Genomic DNA, 20267 nt, shown 5'->3' on the forward strand with positions numbered 1-20267 from the left:
GACGCCCCGATCCGCCACTTCGACCACATCATCCCCTGGCACCGCGGCGGACCCACCACCCAGGCCAACGGCGCCGGCCTCTGCGAAGCCTGCAACCACACCAAAGAACCCCCCGGCTGGACCGCCACACCCCGGCCCGGCCCCAGACACACCCTCGAGATCCGGACCCCCACCGGCCACAGCTACCACTCCACCGCACCCCCTCTGCCCGGGACGGGTCTGACAGGTGCGCCATCAATGCCAAACAGAGCCGCGCCGGCCGCCGACGCCAGCCACCACCGCCGCAAACTCCGACACCAAGCGAAGACCCTCAAACGCGCCGGCAGTCGACTATCCTCGGCCGCGTAGGGGTCAGGGCGGAGGCTTCCCGGGCTGTGTCGGGGCCAGTGCGTGGACTAATCCACGGCGTCCTGGGGACTACCGGGGCTTACCGCTCTATGGTCAGCGGTTTCATCGGTATCACGCACGACACCCGCTCAAGGGTGAGCGCCGCTCCTGCCCCGGTGACCCGGTTGTTCCTGCCCGTGTCGTCGCACCAGTCGATGTTGAACGGCATCGCCGTGATGAGCGACTCTCCGGCTGCGGTCCTCGCCGGTACTTCAAAGGAATAGGTGAAGCCGCCGGCGCCGTCCATTGGGGCGGTCGCAGCCAAGACCTCCACGCCGGCGACGTCGGTCATGGTCACCTGGATGCGGGCCTTCCCGCCGTAGCGTGGGTCGCAGTCGGCGTCCGGCGCTGTGACGGTGACAGTATCGCCCGGTTTCGCACTTAAGGGAGTCACGGTAAATGCCGGCGGGAAACACGGCGGCTCCCCGTTCCCGGGGAAGGAGGGCGCGCAACCTGAGGCCCCGGCAGCCAGAAGCAGGACACCCGCCGGGAGAAATGCCCGGAACAAACGACTGATGCGGCGGACTGGATGTCCGGTACGGCCGGCCATAGCTTTACGCACGCCGGGGACCGCCGCCAGCGGATTGCACACGAGGGTCCGGTAGGCGCCGGCGACTAGTGGACAATTCTCATCTCGTGGGAGGTCTGGTTGAGTCGCCGTCCGCCGTCGGGAACGACCGTCACAATGTCCTCGATCCGTACGCCGAACCTGCCGGGCAGGTAGATTCCGGGTTCGATCGAGAAGCACATGCCGGGGTGGAGGATCTGGGTTTCGCCCTCCACCATGTACGGCGGCTCGTGTGTGGTCAGGCCGATTCCGTGCCCGACGCGGTGAATGAAGTAGTCGCCGTAGCCGGCTTCGGTGATCACCGCCCGGGACACGCGATCGATCTCCTGGCACTCGACGCCTGGCCGCACGGCCTCGAACCCGGCCTGCTGTGCGTGTCTGACGACGTCGTGAACCTCGCGCTCCTCGGCGGTGGGTTCGCCAACGTGCACGGTCCGCGTCGTGTCTGAGCCGTAGCCGTGTTTGAGGCCGCCGAAGTCGAGTACCACCATGTCTCCGTCCTCGATGACCCGCGGGCCGATCTCGTGGTGGGGGTTAGCCCCATTCGGACCCGAACCGACGACGGTGAAGTCCACCTGCGAATGACCGAATTGGCGAAGCAGGTTGGCGAGATCAGAGCCGACGTCGGTCTCGCTGCGCCCGGCGAACCGCACTTTGACGATCTCCTCGTACGCCTGGTCTGCTGCCGCGCCGGCCGCCGCGAGCCGCTCGATCTCGTCGTCATCCTTGATCGCCCGAAGCATCGGCAGGGCGGTCGTCATCGAGACATAGGACGACTTGGGCAACCGACCCTGCAGTCCGAGGAGGTGCATGGCCCAGGCCGAGTCAGAGACGGCATAACGTCCGGTGCCGGCCAACAGTCTCGCAGATTCCGTGTAGGGGTCGCTCCCGTCGGTCCAGTCGGTGATCCGTAGAATCGAGGCGCTGGCGGCCGCTTCCGCGTCGGGCCTCTCGAGCCTCGGAACGATCATGGCGGGCTCCGCGTCGACCGGGACCACGAGCATGGTGATGCGTTCAGTGATGGCCACGGGTGCATACCCGGTGAGGTACAGCAGGTCGGGTCCGGGAGTGACCAGGATGCCGTCGAGCCCGGCATCTTGGGCGGCGTGGGCTGCTCGCCGCAACCTCTCGGCGAAGTCATCGGCGGTGAACGGCACCGGCTCGGAAAGGCTGCGATGGTCACTCATGGTTCGCATTCTCGTGCGCGGGGCATCACTGGTCAACCCATCGCCCGGACAGCCCCTGCTTCGGTGCAGCCGTTGCGGCAAAAGTAGCAGGACCATCCGCGATTCCCCGGGAAGCGGAGCACTGGCAGGCGCGCAGACTTAGAAACTTGCTGGGCACGTTTCCGGACCATGGCTATCCTGACGATATGGACGTACTGATGGCGCCCGGTGCAGGGCTGCTGTGATGGGTTCTGCTGAGTACAACCGGGCGACCCCGCCGGAGGGGTGGCCGGACGGCCCGGTGGTGCTGGGCGTGGCCTGGGAACCGTCCGGGCAGTTGATCCGCGCAGCCGCCGACCTGGCGGCTACGCTGGGCGCACATTTAATTTGCGCTTACGTGGATCCGGCCAGTTACCTTACGGAGTGGGAACCCGAAGACGTACGGGCAAGCGCATCGTTGGATCCGGCCGACAACAGTGAGACTGACTTCCCGTCCGGCCACGTTCGTGGGGTTCTCCAGGTTCTCCTGGGGCCGCCTGGCGAGGAGTGGTCGTTTCGGGTGCTGAACGGAGCCGTTGCCCGGGCCCTTGGCCGGCTTGCAGCGAGCACGGACGCCTCGTTGCTCATTGTCGGCGGGCAACGGCCCGGGCGGCTTGCTGCCATGGAGCGGATGTTGGAGGGATCGGTCGGAATGGATCTGGCCGGTCAGCAACGCACTCCCGTGCTGGTCATTCCACGGCCGGGTCGCTAACGCCTTGCGGGCCCGCAGGCGCCTACTTCCAGCGGAGGGGCTCGGGGGGAGACGAGCTCCACACGCCGAAGAATTTCCGGCGGGATTCCTCGCCAGCCAGTTCTTCAAGTGCGTGCAGCCGGCCATAGGTGAAAGCACTGGTGCCGGGAGCGCTGGCGGCCAATTCGCGCAGCAGGTCCCGGGTGACAGCGCTGTCGTGGTGATCGCCGAGATGCTCCTGGATCTCCTCCGCGGCCCGCGCAAGAGTGGAGGCGCGCTTCCCGAAAATCGGGGTGGCCGCTTCTGCCGCGTAGCGGAGTCTCTTTGCGCTCTTCCGGACTTCGTGGAGGGCGGCGTCTGCGGCCGGAGTGGAGGACTCGGCGTCGAGGGCACGCACCTCCTTTTTCAGGCGCTTGCGCTGCTTCGAGACGAGCCGACCCACTGTCGGAAGGGCGTCCTTCCCGGCTGTTTCGGTCAACGGAGGGTCCACCAGGAAGTCGTCCAAAGCATCGAGGAGGCGGAAGTAGCGGGAACTCTTCAGGGCAGCGAGACCCTTCGCGCGGGCACGGTGAGCGGCAGCATCGAAGTGCTCCTCGACGATCTTCGCTACCGGCCCCAGTAGCAGCTCCGGCGGTTCGGCGCCGATCAATTCCAGCAGCCGCGCCCGCATTACCTCGTTGTCCCGGGCCTCTCCCACGGTGCCTGCCAGCCATTGAAGCTCTGAACGCAGGGATCCAGTGACGTCCGGATCGGCAAGTTTCCGGAAGGTCGCCAGCGCGGATCGGATCCGGCGGGCGGCCACCCGGAGTTGGTGGACGGCGTCCGGCGCGTTTTCCCTGACTCCGGGGTCATGATTCTTGAGTGCCTCGACCTGTTGCCTCAGGTAGGAAAGGAGGACTGCCGACGCCGGCCCCGTGGGTTCCGGACCGGGGGCAGGGTCCGCGCCAGCAGGATACTTCCTGCCCAAGCCGCGGGCGAGCTTGGAGGGCAGCGCCGACGGATGGTGGCCCGTCGAAGCGAACAGCGCGTCGGCTCCCTTGAGTAGCCCCTTGGGGCCGTCGATGAGCTCGATTTCCCACTCCCGCCAGGTGGCCCGTTCCTGGGGCGCCAATAGGGTTTGGGAATCCACCCGGTCATCACTGAAGTCAGCCAGGGCGGTCCCGTCGGCCGCAAAGAGACGCTGCGTAGTGCGCCTGGTCTTCAGCCTCGCAACCGGAATCACGTCATGATCCCTCGTATGGACTTGGACGAGTCGTCGCAGCCTCCGGGGCACCGACTCCGGGTTTTTGCCCAACCGCACCGTGAATTCCTGACGTTCCCCCACCGCGACAGGGAGCTTCAGGTGCCACCCGTCGTCGTGTCCACCGGTTCTCCGGCGCAGCGTGATCCCACGGGACGACAGCGCCAGCCCCGCGGTATCGAAATAGACGGCGTCAAGCGACTCGTCCTCGGGTGCCTCCACCCGGTCCACCCCCGGCAACGACTCCAGAACCGGCAACTCGTCGCCCTCGCCGACGTCGTACTTTCGCTCCACTTCGAGCACCTCGGAGTCGGTCATGGCACAGCCTAGGCCCGCTGGCGAGCCAGCGGGATGAGTCAAAGGTCCCGGTCTTGAGGCCCCTGATCCGGTGCCGCAACGCCCGAGGGCCACGCACCAGTTCGAGGCGGAACCCGGCGTCCCGGCTTTGTAGGCACAATGGAAGCGTGACTTCTCCGCCGGCCCCTGCTCCCGTGCCCTTCGATCTGGGGGCAATCGGTGCCGGCCTGGCGTTCGGGCGCGCCCTTGGCGAGCTGGCAGACGTGCTGCGGGCACGGGTCCCCAATGCAACCGCCGTGGTGCAGGCGCCTCCGGGAACGGGCAAAACAACTCTCGTTCCGCCGTTGCTGGCCAACCTCGCCCTGGGCGCCGTGCCGGGCCCGGGACGGGAGAACCGTCCGCGCATCATTGTCACCCAGCCGCGCCGGGTTGCAGCGCGTTCGGCGGCCCGGCGCCTCGCAGCGTTGGACGGCAGCCGGCTGGGGGACCGCGTGGGGTACACGGTCCGCGGGGAGCGCCAGACCGGCCCGGGCACGATCATTGAATTTGTCACGCCGGGCATCCTGTTGAACCGCCTGCTCGCCGATCCGGGACTGGAAACCGTCAGCGCCGTCATCCTCGACGAAGTGCACGAACGCGGACTCGAGTCCGACCTGCTGCTCGGCATGCTTAGCGAGGTCCGCCAGTTGCGTGGCGACCTCACGCTTGTCGCCATGTCCGCCACCCTGGACGCGCCGCGCTTTGCCGCGTTGATTGGCGAAGCGGGAGACACCGGAAACCACGACGGCGGCGGGCTGGCACCCGTCGTCGACTGTCCGTCCGCGCTGTATCCGCTGGAGGTGGAGTGGGTGCCGGCCGCGGCGCCTCGGCTGGATGAGCGGGGGGTGACGCGCACCTTCCTGGACCATGTGGCGGACACAGCTGCCTCGTCCCACGCCCAGGCACTCGCCTCCGGCACGGACCTCGACGCCCTGGTGTTCGTACCGGGGGCATGGGAAGTGTCCTATGTCGCCGGCCGGCTGCGCGGCCGGGCGGGCGCGGAGATCCTGGAGCTTCATGGGCAGGTGGGCCCCGCGGAGCAGGACCGCGCCGTTTCCGGGCGGGAACCCGGCGGAAGCCCGCGGATCATCGTGGCGACGTCCCTTGCCGAATCCTCGCTGACGGTCCCGGGAGTCCGGCTGGTCATCGATTCGGGGCTGTCGCGGGAGCCCCGACGGGACGCCGGCCGGGGTATGTCCGGCCTCGTCACCGTGTCCTGCTCCCGGGCCTCCGCCGAACAGCGGGCCGGGCGGGCGGCCCGCCAGGGACCTGGACGGGTGGTGCGCTGCTACGACCAGAAGACGTACGGCGCGGCCCCGGCCCACCCGACGCCGGAGATCGCCGTCGCTGACCTGACCGGGGCAGCCCTGGTTCTCGCCTGCTGGGGGTCTCCCGGCGGCCGTGGACTGTCGCTACCCGACGTTCCGCCGAAGGCTGCGATGGACGAGGCCGTCGAGGTGCTGCGAGAGCTCGGTGCGGTCGGTGCGGACGGCCTCGCCAGCGATCTGGGCAAGGCACTGGCCCGGGTTCCCGCCGACCCCCGGCTGGCCCGGGCCCTGCTGGACGGTGCCGCCGTCGTGGGTGACCGCATGGCCGCGGAAGCTGTCGCTCTGGTCGCCGGGGACCAGCGAGCCCCGGGCGCCGATCTCCCGCGCCTCCTGGCCGCCCTGCGGGCGGGCAAGGATCCGGCGTCCCGGCGCTGGGCGGAGGACGTCCGGCGGATGCAGACGATCGCGCGCCAGGAGGGATCCGGTGTCGCTGCTCCTGCCATGCCGGCGGAGGTGACCGCGGCGGAGGCGGTCGGCTTCGTCGTCGCCCTCGCGTTCCCGGACCGTGTCGCTCGCAGGGTCTCCGGCGAAGGGCCGGAGCGGTACCTGCTCAGCTCCGGCACGCGGGCCGGTCTTCCGGCCGGAAGCTCGCTGTCCGGACACGAATGGCTCGCCGTCGCCGAGGTCTCCCGGGCCCAGGGACGCGACGCGGCCGGCACCGGCGCTGTCATCCGGTCCGCGGCGCCCTTGGCGGCGGACACGGCCGCGGCCGCTGCCCGGCATCTCCTGAGCGACACCGTGGAGGCCCGGTTCAGCCAGGGCCGGGTCACGGCCCGGAAGGAACGCCGGCTGGGCGCGATTGTCCTTTCCTCCACTCCGGTGCGCCCTTCAGCCGAGGAAGGCCGGGCTGCGGTTGCCCGGGCGCTGGAAAAAGACGGGTTGGGAAGCATCGGGTGGTCCACTGCGGCGGACGCGCTGCGCCGCCGGCTTGCTCTCGTGCGTCGAGAACTCGGGGACCCGTGGCCGGACGTGTCGGAGCAGGCGCTGCTGGCCCGGCTCGAGGAGTGGCTGGCACCGGAACTGCAGGCGCTGGCGGGCGGCGCCGCCAGGAACGTTATCGACCTGGCCGAGCCGTTGCGGCGGCTTCTGCCGTGGCCCGAAGCCGGCCGGCTGGGGGAGCTGGTGCCGGAACGGCTGGAAGTGCCGAGCGGCTCCTGGGTGAGGATCGATTACCCGGAGGTGGACGACGTCGGCGGCCGCCCGGTGGTGGCCGTCAAGCTGCAGGAATGCTTCGGCTGGGACCGGACGCCGCGGCTGGTGGGCGGCAGGGTGCCGGTGCTGTTCCACCTGCTGTCGCCCGCCCGGCGGCCCCTGGCCGTGACGGACGACCTGTCGTCGTTCTGGTCCGGGCCCTATGCGCAGGTCCGTGCCGAGATGCGGGGCCGGTACCCGCGGCATCCCTGGCCGGAGGATCCGTGGACGGCTCCGGCGACCGCCCGGACCAAGAGCAGGGGCTGATTCCGGGCGGCTGTTACGCCATTGTGACGTGGCTCACGGCGTGTTGGGTATCCTGATAGCGGTCAGGAAGTCGGCCGTTCATGCTTCACAGGGGATATTTATTATGACCAGCAAACTCGACATCAACGTCGCTGTCGATCTCGGCTCGAAAGCCGCACTCGTGTCACCGGAGGGCCAGCTGCCCGGAACAGGCAAGCCCGGCCGGGCGGGTGCCGTATGAGGCCCGCAGCTGCTCTCGGCGGTTCCCTTACGCATAGCCACGGTGCGGAATTGATGTTCGATTCCTTCCGCCGCTGGCCCCTGGTCCCCTCCTCGCAGTTGGTGCGGCTCCGCTCGGCGCTGCTGCAGTGCGTTGAGCTGGCCTCACCGGACACCGGCCGGGATCTCTCGGAGTCGGCCGGAAGACTATTGCAGCTTGTCACCGATGAGCTGGAGCGCCGCAATGACCCGTCGGCCGCGCCTGCAGTCCTGCCGGCACGGTTTCGGCGGGCGGCCCGGCGGCTACCCTACGCATAAATCGTGGGAATGGCCGGTTCGCCTCGCTGGAGCCGGTTGACGACGTCGGGCAGTTCGGCCATGGTCGCGCTGTGCCGCTCCCGGGCCCGTGCCACAGCCTCCGCCCCGGTCCATCCGGGCAGAAGCTCTCCAGCCCGGATGAACTGCCGCAGCAGGGGCCTGCTGCGGGGTCCTTCCGCCGGCGGGTGGCCCACCCCCAGAACTTCGTGGGTGGCCGTGCCCGAGCCGTCGAGCCGGCGCACCGCGTACTTCCGCCCGCCAACATTGATCTTGTTCTTGGAGCTCTTGGCGACGGCGACGAACTCCCCGGAGTCGTTGGTGCGGCTGACCAGTTTGTAGACCATGCCCGCGGTGGGGGCGCCGGAACCCGTCACGAGCGCCGTGCCGATGCCGTACGCGTCGGCCGGGGCGGCCCGGAGCGCCGCGACGGAGTATTCGTCCAGATCGGACGTGACCACGATCTTCGTGTGCACGTTGCCCAGCCGGTCCAGCAGCTCACGGACCCACGTCGCCTGTGCCACCAGATCGCCGGAATCGAGCCGGACCGCGCCCAGTTTGTCCCCGGCGAGCTCGACGGCGGTACGGACGGCCGTCTCGACGTCGTACGTGTCGACCAGCAGCGTGGTCCCGGGTCCCAGCGACTCCAGCTGCGCCCGGAATGCGTCACGTTCGGTGTCGTGCAGGAGGGTGAAGGAGTGTGCCGCCGTGCCGACGGTCCGCAGGCCGAAGCGCCGGCCGGCTTCCAGATTCGAGGTGGCGACGAAGCCCGCGATCACGGCGGCGCGGGCGGCCGCGGCGGCGGCTTCCTCATGGGCCCGGCGGGAACCCATTTCAAGGCAGGGCCTGCCACCTGCCGCGCTGACCATCCGGGAGGCCGCCGAGGCAATGGCGGTGTCGTGGTTGAGGACGGACAGCACCAGGGTTTCCAGGATGCACGCCTCGGCGAACGTGGATTCCACAATCAGGACAGGAGAGTAGGGGAAGTACGCCTCGCCTTCCGGGTAGCCCCAGACGTCGCCGGAAAACCGGAAGTCCGCGAGGCGGTGCAGGGTATCGCCGTTGACGACGCCGGTCCTTGCCAGGAACTCCAGCTCCGGCGGGCCAAAGCGGAAACTGGCAATGCCCTCCAGCAGCCGGCCCGTTCCGGCAACGATCCCGTACCGCCGTCCCTCCGGCAGCGCGCGGGCGAACGCCTCGAACACGGTCTTCCGCCCGGACGCCCCGGAGTGGAGGGCGGCCTGCAACATGGTCAGTTCGTAGTGGTCGGTGCAGAGGGACGTAACGGGGCCGTCCCGGGACGGCAAGGTGTCCATGATTCACCGTAGTCCTCCGCGCGCCCGCCGTCAGCGGCTATTCAGTTACGCCTGGCCTGGGGGTACCGTGTCCCCATGGTCAGGGAAGAAGCCACCGTCACTGTCAGCAGCCCCAGCGGAGAGCGCGAGCTGCGGATTTCCAGCCCCGGCAGGGTCCTCTGGCCGCAGCTCGGGCTCACCAAGCTGGATCTCGCCCGGTACATCGTCGACGTCGGGGATGCTTTTCTGGCGGCGAACGGCGGCCGTCCCGTGACGCTCCAGCGGTTCGGCGGCGACATCGACGGCGAGCAGTTCTTCTCGAAGAACCCGCCCAGGGGCGCCCCTGACTTTGTGCGGTCGGTCATGGTGGTTTACCCCAGCGGCCGCTCGCACCCCCAGCTTGTGATCGACGAGGTTGCCGCCGCAGTCTGGGCCGTGCAGATGAACACGGTGGTCTTCCACCCCTGGGCGTCGCGGGCCGGCAACCCGGACAATCCCGACCAGCTCAGGATCGACCTCGATCCGCAGCCCGGCACCGGCTTCGAGGAGGCGGTCCCGGCCGCGCAGGCACTGCGGGCCGTGCTGTCCGAGGCGGGGCTGGAATCCTTCATCAAGACGTCCGGCAACCGGGGGCTCCATGTGTTCGCCCCGATCGATCCCGTCCGCGAGTTCCTCGACGTGCGGCATGCGGTGATCGCCGCCGCCCGCGAACTGGAGCGGCGGATGCCGGAGAAAGTCACCACCGCCTGGTGGAAGGAGGAACGGGGAACACGGATCTTCGTCGACTTCAACCAGGCGAACCGCGACCGCACCATGGCCGGGGCCTACAGCCCGCGCGCCCTGCCCGGTGCCACGGTGTCCTGCCCCATCAGCTGGGAGGAGCTGGAGCACGTCAGCACCAAGGATTTCACTATCGTTACCGTGCCGCAGCGGCTCAAGGCCACGGGGGACCCGTGGGCGGCCATGCATGCGAACCCTGGCACGATCGACGTTCTGCTGGAGTGGTGGGAGCGTGACCTGGCTGCCGGGCTGGGGGAGTTGCCCTTCCCGCCGGACTTCCCCAAGATGCCGGGTGAGCCCATGCGGGTCCAGCCCAGCCGGGCCAGGACCACGGACTAGTTCTTAGGCGGACTAGACGCCCAGCAGCCGCTGCCCGTTGAACCAGCAGATGCCCCGCAGCCAGTCGTCGTCCAGGCGGGGTTCCTTGTCCCGGAGCCGTTCCAGCGCTTCCAGCTGGTGGGCGTACGGATACGGGATGTTCGGGAAGTCGCTGCCGAGCACAATCCGGTCGGGCATCCCGGCCAGCCGTGCCAGGAGCTCAGGCGGGAAGGGGGCGGCCGCCTCGAAGAAGTCCGTGAAAACCATAGTGGTGTCCAAGTGGACGCGCGGATACCGCTCCGCCAGGTCCAGGAACTCGCCATACTCAGGTGCCCCCAGATGGGCGACGACGGCGGTCAGCCGGGGATGGCGCCGCATCACACCCTCGAGCTTGTCGGGGCCGGTGAACCCCGGCCGTGGCACCGGCCCGCTGCCGACGTGCACCACCACCGGGATGCCGGCCTCGGCCAATACGCCCCACACCGGGTCGAGTATCGGCTCGCGCAGATCGAAGCCGCCCACCTGCGCGTGGATCTTGAACACCCGTGCGCCGAGTTCCAGGGCCGACTGTACCTGCGCCAGGACGCCTTCTTCGGGGTAGAACGTCGCGCTGGGGACACAGTCCGGCTCGGCTGCGGCCAGCTCGAGCGCGAAGTTGGTGAGGTCCGCCGCCATGCCCGGGCGGTGCGCGTAGGTCAGCGCGGTGAAATGCCGCAGCCCCAGCCGGCGCAGTTGGGCCAGCCGGCTGGCCTCGTCCGAGCGGTAGGTGATGGGCCAGGGCCGGCCGATGAGTGGACCGGCCTCATCGAAATGCGCCCACACGCGCTGCAGCATCCGTTCCGGGAGGAAATGCGTGTGGATGTCGATCAGGCCCGGGAGTCCGAGCGCTCCCCACCACTGCGGCACGTCCGTGTCCCGCATCGTTTCCACGTGGTCTCCTCTTCGACGTCGTCTCCGCTAGTCCCGGCCACTCGGCCCAGACCAGTCTGCCATTAGAGACTGGCAGCGGAAAACTACCGCCGCTGCGCCCGGAGGATCCCCCGCACGGTGTACCCGACGGCGCAGACAAGTGGTGCCAGCCCCGCGAGCAGTGCGATGGTGTTGGGCCGGAAAGCCACCTGCCCGCTCCCGTTGCGGCTGTAGACGCCGAGCGGGAGCACGAAGCCGCCGCCTCCTCCTCCGGCCGCATTCTCCGGGCCGCCGTCGGTGGCGATGCTTTCGGCTTCGGAGGCTCCGCCACCGCCAAACCCAAAGGTCACCAGGGCAACCGGGATTATTTCCTGCCCGTCCACCTTGACGGCCGGGCCATAGGCCCGGGACACACCCACATTCTTGAACGTCTCCGTAAGGGACGAAAGTGCTTCAGTCATGGCTACGACGATAGGCGTGCAGCCCGTGGGAGCGCCAGAGCCGTTCGCCCCGGAGTCGCTATGCCGTGGAACGCGTAGATCCTGGACCGCTTATGTCCTGCAACGCCGTGGCCGGCAGGGCCTTCCGACCCCTATTTTCCCGCCGGGCGTCGAAATAGATTGGGACCGGACTATCGCACCGGAAGAGAGGCCATGATCATGACGAAACAGACCGGGGTGGCGCCGCGGCTGGCGGAAGTGCTCGCCATCGTCCTGGGCGCCGAGGAAATCCCGCTGCGGCTGAAAGCCTGGGACGGCTCGGAGGCCGGACCGGCCGGCGCGCCGGTCCTTGAGTTCCGGTCCCGGCGGGCTTTGCGCCGGATGCTGTGGTCTCCCGGTCAGCTGGGCCTCAGCCGAGCCTACGTTGCAGGGGATGTGGACGCCCCGGGCGACGTCTTCGCCAGTTTCGCCGCCCTCAGCTCCACCGGCAAGTTCGCCGAGCCCGGTCCGTTCCGTCGTCCGACCGTCCGCGAACTCGCGACAATCCTGAAGAACGCCGCCCTGCTGGGCGCCCTTGGACCCAACCCGGCACCCCCGCCGGAGGAAGCGAAGGTGGTCCGCGCCGGCCGGCGGCATACGCGGACGCGTGATGCGGCGGTCATTTCCCACCACTACGACGTCGGCAACGATTTTTACGCTCTTGTCCTTGGCCCGTCCATGGTCTACTCCTGCGCGGTGTGGGAGGACGAACGGACCGGGCTCGAAGCCGCGCAGGACGCCAAAATCGATCTGGTCTGCCGGAAGCTGGGACTGCAGCCGGGCATGAGGGTGCTCGACGTCGGATGCGGGTGGGGGAGTTTCGCCCTGCACGCCGCCCGGAACTACGGAGTCGACGTCGTGGGCGTGACGCTTTCCGGCGAACAGGCGACCATGGCCGGCAAGCGGGTGGCAGAGGCCGGCCTGACGGACCGTGTGGCCATCCGCGTCCAGGACTACCGCGACGTCGACGACGGGCCGTTCGACGCGATCAGTTCCATCGGGATGTCCGAGCACGTGGGCCGCGAGCAGATGCCCGCTTACGTCGCCAGGCTGCACGGGCTGCTCCGGCCGGGCGGCAGGCTGCTCAACCACGCCATTTCCTGGAACGCGGGCCCCACCGCGCCGGATCCGGACTCGTTCATCCCGCGCTACGTGTTCCCGGACGGCGAGATGCTGGGCCTCGCGGAGATGGTGGGGGCGCTGGAGGCCGGCGGACTGGAAGTGCTCGACGTCGAAGCCCTGCGCCGGCACTATGCGCTCACCCTCCGGGCCTGGGTGCAGAACCTGGAGGATCACTGGAGTGACGCCGTGCAGGCGGTAGGAGAGGGGCGGGCCAGGGTCTGGCGGCTCTACATGGCCGCCAGCGCGCTGGGTTTCGAGTCGGGCATCACCGGCGTCAACCAGATCCTCGTCCAGCGGCCCGGGGGTGCCGAGCCGCCGCTGCGCCGGGCCGCCTGGCTGTGAGGCCGCGGACGCCTTAGCCGGGGCCGTGGGCGGTGATGAAGGCCGCGGCGGACGCCGCCAGCGAGGCTCCGACGTCCTCCGCGCTGCGTTTGGTTCCGGCGACCTCGAAAGTGTGGCCGCCGCCGTCCCGCCACTCCAGCGTTGCCGAGGGGCCGATCCGGGCCGCCACGGCCTCCAGTAGTTCGGGGGCGGCGAACGGGTCGCGGGTGCCCTGCAGGAAGAGCATGGGTAGCGTCAGCCCGTAGAGGTGTTCGTCCCGGAGTTTCTCCGGCTTGCCCGGGGGATGGAGCGGGTAGCCCAGATAGATCAGTCCTGCCGCCGGCATCCCCTCGGCAACCGCCATGGAGGCCATGCGTCCGCCGAAGGACTTGCCCGCGGCCCAGAGCGGCTCGCCCGCTGACCGGCCAGCAGCCTCGGCCATGGCCGCCCGCCACGTGGCGACGGCAGCGGGAGGCCGGTCCGGGAACTTCCGGCCGGCTTCCCGGTAGGGGAAGTTGAAGCGGAGCGTGGCGATGCCCAGTATATTGACGGCGCGGGTGAAACCGGCCAGGAACGGGTGTTCCATGCCGGCTCCGGCGCCGTGGGCGACCACCAGCGTGGCAGATGGCTGCTCAGGGCGGGCATAGACGCCCGATACGGTGGACTCGCCAACGGCGATCATGACGGGAGACTCGGGGATGGTCATGACTCCATCATGACGCCTGCGAGACGGCTAGGCTGGTGGCATGAGCAATACCGAGGTGGCCCCTCAGGAGATACTTTGCGGGACGGATAGCGACGGCGGCAGCGTGGAAATCCTGGTTCCCCGCCAGGTCCCTCTGGGCGGGCCGCGGGCCATGGACGTACGACGGACCCTGCCCCAGCGCCAGCGTAGCCTCATCGGCGCCTGGTGCTTCCTGGACCATTACGGCCCGGACCGGGTGGGCGACTCCGGGGGCATGCGCGTGCCGCGCCACCCGCACACCGGACTGCAAACGGTCAGTTGGCTGTTTACCGGTGAAATCGAGCACCGCGACTCGGCCGGTTTCCACGCCGCCGTGCGGCCCGGCGAGGTTAACCTGATGACCGCAGGACGCGGCATCAGCCACTCGGAGTTTTCCACGCCGGCCACGGAGGTACTGCATGGTGCGCAGCTGTGGGTGGCGCTGCCGGACCGGGCGCGCGGGATGGAGCCCACGTTCGAGCATTTCCGCCCCGAGCCGCTGTCCGGTCCCGGCTGGACCATCCGGGTCTTTCTGGGATCGATCGCCGGCGCCAGTTCGCCGGTCACCACCCACACGCCGCTGCTCGGCGCCGAGATTCGCCTGGAACCGGGAGCCAGGCTGACGCTGGATACGGATCCGTCCTTTGAGCACGGTCTGCTGGTGGACGCCGGAGCTCCCCTGGTGGATGGCCGTCCGGTTGCCAAGGACCACCTCGCTTACCTGCCCGTCGGGCGCACGTCCCTGACCCTGGAGGCCGGCGTCGAGCCCCTGCGCGTGCTGCTGATCGGAGGCGAGCCCCTGGGCGAGAAGATCGTCATGTGGTGGAATTTCGTGGGACGGAACCATGAAGAAATCGTCGGATTCCGGGCTCAATGGCAAGCGGAAATCGGCGTCGAGGCCCCTCCGTCAGTCCATCCGGAATCCGGTGGCGACAATGGCGGCCCGCGTTTCGGCACGTTCCCTCCGGGCGAACCGGCACCGCTGCCGGCCCCCGCCCTCCCCAACGCCCGGCTCCGCCCCCGCGACTGATGCCCGGTACGGACACCGTGCGCTGCGCACTCCGCGCGCCAGAAACGAGAAGTCGTTGAGCGATATCACCATCCGCAATAATCCGGCACGCCTGCGCTTTGAAGTGCTCGACGGCGACTCCGCAGTCGGCCAGGCTGCCTACGTCGACGACGGTGTAACCCACCGCATTTTCTACCACACGGTCATCGAGGACGGATACGGCGGCCAGGGGCTGGCCGGACGGCTCGCGGCGCACGCTCTCGACGAGACGGTCGCCGCAGGCCTGAAGATCGTTCCGGTGTGTCCCTACATCAAGAAGTACCTGGGAAAGCACCCACAGTATGAGGCCATGATTCAGAAGCCCACGCCGGCGCTGCTGGCTGTGCTCAAGAACGCCTTGGGGCAGCACGCCCGCGGCTGACCCGGTGCGCAGGAGGAGTTCCGGTCGGCGGGCCGGCTCAGGAGTCCGGGGTGTCCGCTCCGGCCGGGGGCTGCAGGCGGGCGCCTGCGGCAAGGAGGGCCTCGATGAGCGCTGCCGGCGCAGGACGGGACAGCAGGTATCCCTGCCCCAGGCGGCAGCCCAGGCCGCGGACCAGGGCCAGCTGCGCGGGGTCCTCGATGCCTTCGGCGATCGCGTCGAGGTTGAGCCTGCGCGCGAGGCCTAGAATGCCCTCGAGCATGGCAGCGGACGGTGCGTCGGCGGAACTGCCGGAGAGGAACGACCGGTCGATCTTGAGGATGTCCGCGGGCAGTTCGGCCAGGGCGCTCAGCGAGGAGTAGCCGGTCCCGAAGTCGTCGATAGCGATGCGGACGCCGAAGCCCTTCAGCCGGTTGAGGGCGGTGATGCCCCCGTCGACGCTGCTGGCCAGGGCCGTCTCGGTGACTTCCAGTACCACTTTGTCCGCCTGCGCGCCGGGGTCCCGCAGGATGTTCTCGATCGCGGCGAGGTTCCGGGGGCTCGGCAGCTGCAGGGTGGAGAGGTTGATGGAAACCCAGAGGTCGTGGCAGTGGGCCATCGAGTCACGCCACCGGGCGGCCTGGCGGCTGGCGGTGCTCAGCACCCAGCAGCCGATCGCTTCGATGTCGCCGGTCTCTTCGGCGAGCGGGATGAACTCGCCGGGCTCCAGAAGCCCCAGCGTTGGATGATCCCACCGCACCAGCGCCTCCACGCCCAGAATTTCGCCGGTGCGCAGGTCGGCCACGGGCTGGTACTCGAGCCGAAGCTGCCGCTGGGTCACTGCGGCAGCCAGGTCGGCCCGAAGGGCGGCGCGGTGCGTCATCCTGTCATAGCCCGCGGCGTCGAAGCGCTGATAGCGCCCCTTGCCGTTTTGTTTGGCCGTATACATCGCGAAGTCGGCCTGCCGCAGCAGCTCGGCGGGATCGCCGGTTTCCGGGCGGCGCCGCGCAGCTCCCATGCTGACTGAAACCTTCAACCGGACTTCCCCGACAGAGAACGGGGCACGGAGTGTGTCATGGATGCGCTCCGCGATCCCGGCGGTGACGGATCCATCGGCGTCGTCGCTGACCACAATCGCAAACTCGTCGCCGCCGAGGCGGGCGGCGAGATCGTGGGACCGCACGCAGCCCTGCAGCCGGCCGGCCAGTTGGACCAGCAGGGCGTCGCCGCCTTCGTGCCCGAGTGAATCGTTGACGTCCTTGAAGTCGTCGACATCAATGATCAACAGCCCCTCGTGCCGGGAGCGGCGGTCCGTACCGGGTTGGAAAGTCGCTGCGAGACGCTCGGTCAAGGCCGCACGGTTTGCGAGCCCGGTCAGCGGATCATGGGTGGCACGGTGGGTCAGCGCGAGGTGGCTGTCGTGGACGGCGGCGGCCATGGAGTTGAAGGCGTCGGCCAGCTCGCCCAGCTCGTCCCGACGGACGACGTCGATGCGGTGGCTGTAGTCACCCGACTGCAGCCTGAGGACACCATGCCGCAGGGCTTCCACGGGCCGGATCAGGAATTTGACGATCCTGGCGCGGAAGTAGACCACGCCTGCGGCCGCCAGTCCGAAAAGTGCGCTGCGGGCTGCGATCACGATCTGCTGGAGTTCGGCGCCGTAGGCCAGGCCGGAGTCCATCGATTCAAGGGCGGAGCGCTGGATCCGGTCCAGGAGTGCACGGACGCCCGCGCCGGACGCGGCGAGGCCGGGTGAATCGGCCACGCGGTCTCCGGTGAGGGACTCGACCTGGCTGCCCCAGAGTCCGTGCTCCGCAAGGCCGTCCTGCCACTCGTCGCGGGCCCGGCTCGCGGAGGCGCGCATGTCCCGCTCGGCCGGCAGCAGGAGGATGGCGTCCTCGAAGCGGCGGGTGACGTCCTGCTGCTGTTGGCGGTACGCCGAGCGGTCGGCCTGCGCACTGGACAAAAGGCGATGGCCGGCCTGTTCATGGGCATCGAGGGCAGAGCGCAGATCCGCGACGGTCTCCGATTCACGATGCAGGCGGGCGGCCGTTTCCTCAATCTGGTCCGCTACGGCCCTGACGCCGACAACCGTGGCCAGGGCCCCCAGGAGAAGCGCCACCAGCATGAGGGCGAAGGCCCTGGACCATTCGGCCTTCAGGCTCCAGGTCCGTCCGGGGCGCCGGCCTTCGCTGCCAACGGGGACAGCCCCGGTACCGGCAGGACCGGTGCCAGGGCTGCCAATGCCGGAGCTGTCGATGAGGAGCTGGCCATCAGCGGCGGCGTCATCCGCCATCGGAGGAGGTCCCTCCGGCATAGTGATCCAGTCCCGCATGAGTTCCGCCTCCGGCTACGTGCCGGCACGCCCCGCATCGTCTGTGAGGAGCGTATAGCAACCTGCCATGCAGGGCATGCCCGGCGGTGTTGTTGCGGAAATGTGAAGCTGAACGCCTGCTAGCTCATGCAGTCAGCGCAGTACGAATGACCCGCCTTTTCGCGTGCGAGCTGCGAGCGGTGCCGGACCAGGAAGCACGAGTAGCACGTAAATTCGTCTTCCTTCTGTGGAATGACGGTGACCGTCAGTTCCTCGCCGGACAGGTCGGCGCCCGGCAGTTCCACGCCCTCGGAGGTGTCAGCTTCGTCGAGCTCACGGGTGACGCTGCGGGCGTCCGGCGCGTTCGCGGAGCGAAGGGCCTCTAGTGAGGCGTTGCGTGATTCCGCAACGTCTGATCGGACTTCGTCATAATCGGTTGCCACCTGGTTGATTCTCGATTCCGTTGTTCTGGGTTTCCCGGGATTGAACCGTACAGCATCTACCCGTTAATTTGCTGGGTGTAAAGGGGCGGCATGCAGTGACGCTCATGACACGTGCGTGTGGCCGGCGAGACGGGCCCGTCGCCGCGTCCCGGCCCGCGAGGTGTTCGAGGATGGTCGTCCGGAGTTAATGCGCCGTTCATGGTGCGAACCTAGGCTGGTTCCTTAGGCACCACCCGCCCGAAGGGAATCATGATGGCCGATATCGCAGCAGTGCTCGGACGGCTCACGCCGGAAGAACTCGACGGCCTCCGGGCTCTGGGGCCCGCGGGTCACCTGCCCAGACACCTTACGGATGCATTGGACCGTGCAGCCGGTGGTCCGGGTGCCGGACGCGGGTATTACGTTCCGACCGGCAGCGTGAGTGCCACCGGAGGGCCCCACTTGGTCCTGCGCAGCGACGTTTCCGGCTGGCTGTTCGGGTCCCCTTCCCAGGTCCTGAAGGCCCCGAGGGACGCCTAGAGTCAGGACAGTGGCGTAACCCTGAGCCAGACGAACTGCTGCGGTTTGAGCACAATCCCTTGGCCAAGCCCCAGGCGGGTCCCGGTCAGGAGATCGAAGGCGTCCGCGGCGAATCCGGAGAGCGTCACCGCGGCCACTGTCTGGGCCAGGTCGCTGAAGTTGGCGAGCGCCAGGATCCTGGTCCCGTCGCCGGGCCGCTGATAGCCGAGGACACCCCGGTTCTGCGTGTCGAAATCCAGCAGCCTGGTCCCGGCCAGTTCCGGCGTGCGGGACCGGACGGCAATCATGTTCCGGAGCCCGGCGAACACCGCGCCCTCCGGAGTGGAGGGGTCATGGCGCCGGGCGTACCGGGCAGCGGGATAGTGCGGGCGGTGGACCCAGCGGCTGTCGGTGCCGTGGCCGTCCTCGAGGGCATAGCCATAGTCGTTGAGCTGTCCCACCTCGTCGCCCAGGTAAAGCAGCGGGACGCCGCCGGTGCTGAATGAGACCGAATGCGCCAGCAGGATGCGGTCCACAGCCTGGCCGGTGCCGCCCTCCAGCCCGCAGAGTGACGCCGTCGTGCCGGAAATGCGGCAGTCTCCCGTCCGCGGGTTGTCCTGGAACGGGACGCCCCGGGCGAAGCTGTCCGGGAAGCGGTTGACGTAGAAGGAGTTCAGGAACCTCCGGTGGTCGAAGCCGTTGATGCCCAGCTGGGCGGCGTCCTCGTCGGCAAACGTCCAGCCGATGTCGTCGTGGCTCCGGACGTAGTTGACCCAGGATGTTGCCTCGGGAATGTTGTGCCGCCGGTCCAATGCCTGCGCCAGCAGGGAAACGTCCCGTGTGGCCATGGCTTCCCAAATGAGCGCCATCTGCAGCGGGTTGTAGGAGAGCTGGCATTCCGCGGGATCGATGTACTGCGCCACCTCGTCGGGGTGCACGATCGCCTCGGACTTGAACAGGAGGGACGGCGCCGCCAACCGGCACACGGCGTTGAACGCCCGCAGCAGCAGGTGTGCTTCGGGGAGGTTCTCGCAGGGCGTTCCGAGCTGCTTCCAGATGAAGGCGACAGCGTCCATCCGGAGGATGTCCACACCCTGGTTGGCCAGGAAGAGCATCTCGCCCGCCATGGCCCGGAACACCTCAGGGTTGGCGTAGTTCAGGTCCCACTGGAAGGTGTGGAACGTCGCCCAGACCCAGCGCCCGTCCGGCATCGGCACAAACGAGCCCGGGTGATCGTCCGGGAAGATCTCCCGTACCTGTTCCTCAAAGGCGTCCGGCATGGTCCGGTCGGGATAGATCCAGTAGTAGTCGCTGAAGCCGGGATCGCCGGCGGCGGCCTTCCGGGCCCAGGCGTGTTCATCGGAGGTGTGATTGAAGATGAAGTCCACGACGAGGCTGATGCCGTGGGCCCGCAGCTCGGCGGCAAGAGAGCGCAACTCCTCCATGGTGCCGAGCGAGGGGTTGACTTCACGGTAGCTGGAGACGGCATAGCCGCCGTCGGAGTGCGGCTCCGGCGCCAGGAACAGGGGCATCAAGTGCAGGTACGTGAGGCCAAGTTCCTTGAAGTACGGGATCCGGCGGCGGACGCCGTCCAGGTTTCCGGCGTAGCGGTCCACGTAGCAGACCCCGCCGAGCATCTCGTTGGACAGGAACCAGCCGCTGTCCTGCTCGCGGGCGGCGTCGAGGGCTTTGAGCTCCGCTGGCCGCTCCGCCCACGAACGGGCGGCCTGCTGTACCAGGGCCGTCAACTGATCCAGCCATTCCGTGCGGCTCCCGTAGAGACTGTGGAACAGCAGAGCGAGGTCCGGGAGGTGGGCATCCAGGCGGCGCCGGAAGGCAGCCCAGTCCTTGTCCCCGGGCATCGATCCCGCGGCCAGCCCGGCGAGCACGTGCTGCAGGGCCGTTTCGACATCGTCCGCGAATTCCACCATG

Annotated in this window: 18 protein-coding genes; 8 read left to right on the forward strand and 10 right to left on the reverse strand. The window is 68.7% G+C overall.

Annotation, left to right across the window (positions count from 1 at the left end):
* Positions 1-348, forward strand: a 348-nt coding sequence (locus tag AC6EUH_RS12765; protein ID WP_499738855.1) for an HNH endonuclease, incomplete at its 5' end; no start/stop codon positions are given.
* A 79-nt stretch (positions 349-427) separates the two neighbouring features.
* On the opposite strand, the gene AC6EUH_RS12770 is transcribed toward AC6EUH_RS12765, so the two are convergent.
* Together AC6EUH_RS12770 and AC6EUH_RS12775 are read right to left on the reverse strand one after the other, a co-directional pair.
* Positions 428-781 (reverse strand): hypothetical protein, encoded by a 354-nt coding sequence (locus tag AC6EUH_RS12770; protein ID WP_499738856.1) that lies wholly within the window; start codon positions 779-781, stop codon positions 428-430.
* Between the two features lie 221 nt (positions 782-1002).
* Positions 1003-2142 carry an aminopeptidase P family protein gene (locus tag AC6EUH_RS12775; RefSeq protein ID WP_499738857.1) on the reverse strand — a complete coding sequence of 380 codons (1140 nt, stop codon included), beginning with the start codon at positions 2140-2142 and terminating at the stop codon, positions 1003-1005.
* Positions 2143-2365: 223 nt separating this feature from the next.
* On the opposite strand from AC6EUH_RS12775, the gene AC6EUH_RS12780 reads away from it, so the two are divergent.
* Entirely contained in the window at positions 2366-2872 is a 507-nt protein-coding gene (locus tag AC6EUH_RS12780) for a universal stress protein (protein ID WP_499738858.1), read from the forward strand.
* Positions 2873-2894: 22 nt separating this feature from the next.
* Here AC6EUH_RS12780 and AC6EUH_RS12785 read toward each other — a convergent pair whose 3' ends face one another.
* Positions 2895-4409 carry a CYTH and CHAD domain-containing protein gene (locus AC6EUH_RS12785; RefSeq protein ID WP_499738859.1) on the reverse strand — a complete coding sequence of 505 codons (1515 nt, stop codon included), beginning with the start codon at positions 4407-4409 and terminating at the stop codon, positions 2895-2897.
* A 146-nt stretch (positions 4410-4555) separates the two neighbouring features.
* Between AC6EUH_RS12785 and hrpB the strand changes: the two genes are divergently transcribed.
* Together hrpB and AC6EUH_RS12795 are read left to right on the forward strand one after the other, a co-directional pair.
* Complete coding sequence (hrpB, locus tag AC6EUH_RS12790) at positions 4556-7213, forward strand: ATP-dependent helicase HrpB (RefSeq protein WP_499738860.1); 2658 nt, start codon at positions 4556-4558, stop codon at positions 7211-7213.
* A 273-nt stretch (positions 7214-7486) separates the two neighbouring features.
* Positions 7487-7729 carry a hypothetical protein gene (locus AC6EUH_RS12795; RefSeq protein ID WP_499738861.1) on the forward strand — a complete coding sequence of 81 codons (243 nt, stop codon included), beginning with the start codon at positions 7487-7489 and terminating at the stop codon, positions 7727-7729.
* On the opposite strand, the gene AC6EUH_RS12800 is transcribed toward AC6EUH_RS12795, so the two are convergent.
* On the reverse strand, positions 7720-9042 hold the full coding sequence (locus tag AC6EUH_RS12800) for a nicotinate phosphoribosyltransferase (RefSeq protein ID WP_499738862.1): 1323 nt from the start codon (positions 9040-9042) through the stop codon (positions 7720-7722). The two genes, AC6EUH_RS12795 and AC6EUH_RS12800, sit on opposite strands and share 10 nt — an antisense overlap.
* Positions 9043-9117: 75 nt before the next feature.
* Here AC6EUH_RS12800 and ligD point away from each other — a divergent pair, with 75 nt between their 5' ends.
* Complete coding sequence (ligD, locus tag AC6EUH_RS12805) at positions 9118-10140, forward strand: non-homologous end-joining DNA ligase (protein ID WP_056426965.1); 1023 nt, start codon at positions 9118-9120, stop codon at positions 10138-10140.
* A 12-nt stretch (positions 10141-10152) separates the two neighbouring features.
* Here the strand turns inward: ligD and AC6EUH_RS12810 are convergent, their stop codons facing one another.
* Entirely contained in the window at positions 10153-11040 is an 888-nt protein-coding gene (locus AC6EUH_RS12810; protein WP_499738915.1) for an amidohydrolase family protein, read from the reverse strand.
* A 92-nt stretch (positions 11041-11132) separates the two neighbouring features.
* Entirely contained in the window at positions 11133-11489 is a 357-nt protein-coding gene (locus tag AC6EUH_RS12815; RefSeq protein WP_499738863.1) for a hypothetical protein, read from the reverse strand.
* Positions 11490-11687: 198 nt separating this feature from the next.
* Between AC6EUH_RS12815 and AC6EUH_RS12820 the strand changes: the two genes are divergently transcribed.
* Positions 11688-12971 (forward strand): class I SAM-dependent methyltransferase, encoded by a 1284-nt coding sequence (locus AC6EUH_RS12820; protein WP_499738864.1) that lies wholly within the window; start codon positions 11688-11690, stop codon positions 12969-12971.
* 13 nt (positions 12972-12984) lie between these two features.
* On the opposite strand, the gene AC6EUH_RS12825 is transcribed toward AC6EUH_RS12820, so the two are convergent.
* Positions 12985-13656: an alpha/beta hydrolase family protein gene (locus AC6EUH_RS12825; RefSeq protein WP_499738865.1), complete on the reverse strand. Its 672-nt coding sequence runs from the start codon at positions 13654-13656 to the stop codon at positions 12985-12987.
* Positions 13657-13696: 40 nt separating this feature from the next.
* Between AC6EUH_RS12825 and AC6EUH_RS12830 the strand changes: the two genes are divergently transcribed.
* Positions 13697-14704 carry a pirin family protein gene (locus AC6EUH_RS12830; RefSeq protein WP_499738866.1) on the forward strand — a complete coding sequence of 336 codons (1008 nt, stop codon included), beginning with the start codon at positions 13697-13699 and terminating at the stop codon, positions 14702-14704.
* 55 nt (positions 14705-14759) lie between these two features.
* Positions 14760-15104: a GNAT family N-acetyltransferase gene (locus tag AC6EUH_RS12835; RefSeq protein WP_499738867.1), complete on the forward strand. Its 345-nt coding sequence runs from the start codon at positions 14760-14762 to the stop codon at positions 15102-15104.
* 37 nt (positions 15105-15141) lie between these two features.
* Here AC6EUH_RS12835 and AC6EUH_RS12840 read toward each other — a convergent pair whose 3' ends face one another.
* The 3 genes from AC6EUH_RS12840 to AC6EUH_RS12850 form a co-directional block, all read right to left on the reverse strand.
* Positions 15142-17376 (reverse strand): putative bifunctional diguanylate cyclase/phosphodiesterase, encoded by a 2235-nt coding sequence (locus tag AC6EUH_RS12840; protein WP_499738868.1) that lies wholly within the window; start codon positions 17374-17376, stop codon positions 15142-15144.
* A 158-nt stretch (positions 17377-17534) separates the two neighbouring features.
* The gene (locus tag AC6EUH_RS12845) at positions 17535-17837 is read right to left on the reverse strand and encodes a DUF4193 domain-containing protein (protein WP_056426952.1); all 303 of its coding nucleotides are present in this window, start codon (positions 17835-17837) and stop codon (positions 17535-17537) included.
* 521 nt (positions 17838-18358) lie between these two features.
* Positions 18359-20266: an amylosucrase gene (locus AC6EUH_RS12850; protein WP_499738869.1), complete on the reverse strand. Its 1908-nt coding sequence runs from the start codon at positions 20264-20266 to the stop codon at positions 18359-18361.
* Position 20267: the final 1 nt, after the last annotated feature.

This window comes from Arthrobacter sp. 001422645, assembly GCF_059816125.1.

What these genes read in the sequence shown, in the direction of transcription:
- AC6EUH_RS12775 (WP_499738857.1), bottom strand. Translation starts at nt 2,142, where the DNA reads ATGAGTGACCATCGCAGCCTTTCCGAGCCGGTGCCGTTCACCGCCGAT.
- AC6EUH_RS12780 (WP_499738858.1), top strand. Translation starts at nt 2,366, where the DNA reads ATGGGTTCTGCTGAGTACAACCGGGCGACCCCGCCGGAGGGGTGGCCG.
- AC6EUH_RS12785 (WP_499738859.1), bottom strand. Translation starts at nt 4,409, where the DNA reads ATGACCGACTCCGAGGTGCTCGAAGTGGAGCGAAAGTACGACGTCGGC.
- AC6EUH_RS12795 (WP_499738861.1), top strand. Translation starts at nt 7,487, where the DNA reads ATGTTCGATTCCTTCCGCCGCTGGCCCCTGGTCCCCTCCTCGCAGTTG.
- AC6EUH_RS12800 (WP_499738862.1), bottom strand. Translation starts at nt 9,042, where the DNA reads ATGGACACCTTGCCGTCCCGGGACGGCCCCGTTACGTCCCTCTGCACC.
- ligD (WP_056426965.1), top strand. Translation starts at nt 9,118, where the DNA reads ATGGTCAGGGAAGAAGCCACCGTCACTGTCAGCAGCCCCAGCGGAGAG.
- AC6EUH_RS12810 (WP_499738915.1), bottom strand. Translation starts at nt 11,040, where the DNA reads ATGCGGGACACGGACGTGCCGCAGTGGTGGGGAGCGCTCGGACTCCCG.
- AC6EUH_RS12815 (WP_499738863.1), bottom strand. Translation starts at nt 11,489, where the DNA reads ATGACTGAAGCACTTTCGTCCCTTACGGAGACGTTCAAGAATGTGGGT.
- AC6EUH_RS12820 (WP_499738864.1), top strand. Translation starts at nt 11,688, where the DNA reads ATGACGAAACAGACCGGGGTGGCGCCGCGGCTGGCGGAAGTGCTCGCC.
- AC6EUH_RS12825 (WP_499738865.1), bottom strand. Translation starts at nt 13,656, where the DNA reads ATGACCATCCCCGAGTCTCCCGTCATGATCGCCGTTGGCGAGTCCACC.
- AC6EUH_RS12830 (WP_499738866.1), top strand. Translation starts at nt 13,697, where the DNA reads ATGAGCAATACCGAGGTGGCCCCTCAGGAGATACTTTGCGGGACGGAT.
- AC6EUH_RS12840 (WP_499738868.1), bottom strand. Translation starts at nt 17,376, where the DNA reads ATGGCGGATGACGCCGCCGCTGATGGCCAGCTCCTCATCGACAGCTCC.
- AC6EUH_RS12850 (WP_499738869.1), bottom strand. Translation starts at nt 20,266, where the DNA reads ATGGTGGAATTCGCGGACGATGTCGAAACGGCCCTGCAGCACGTGCTC.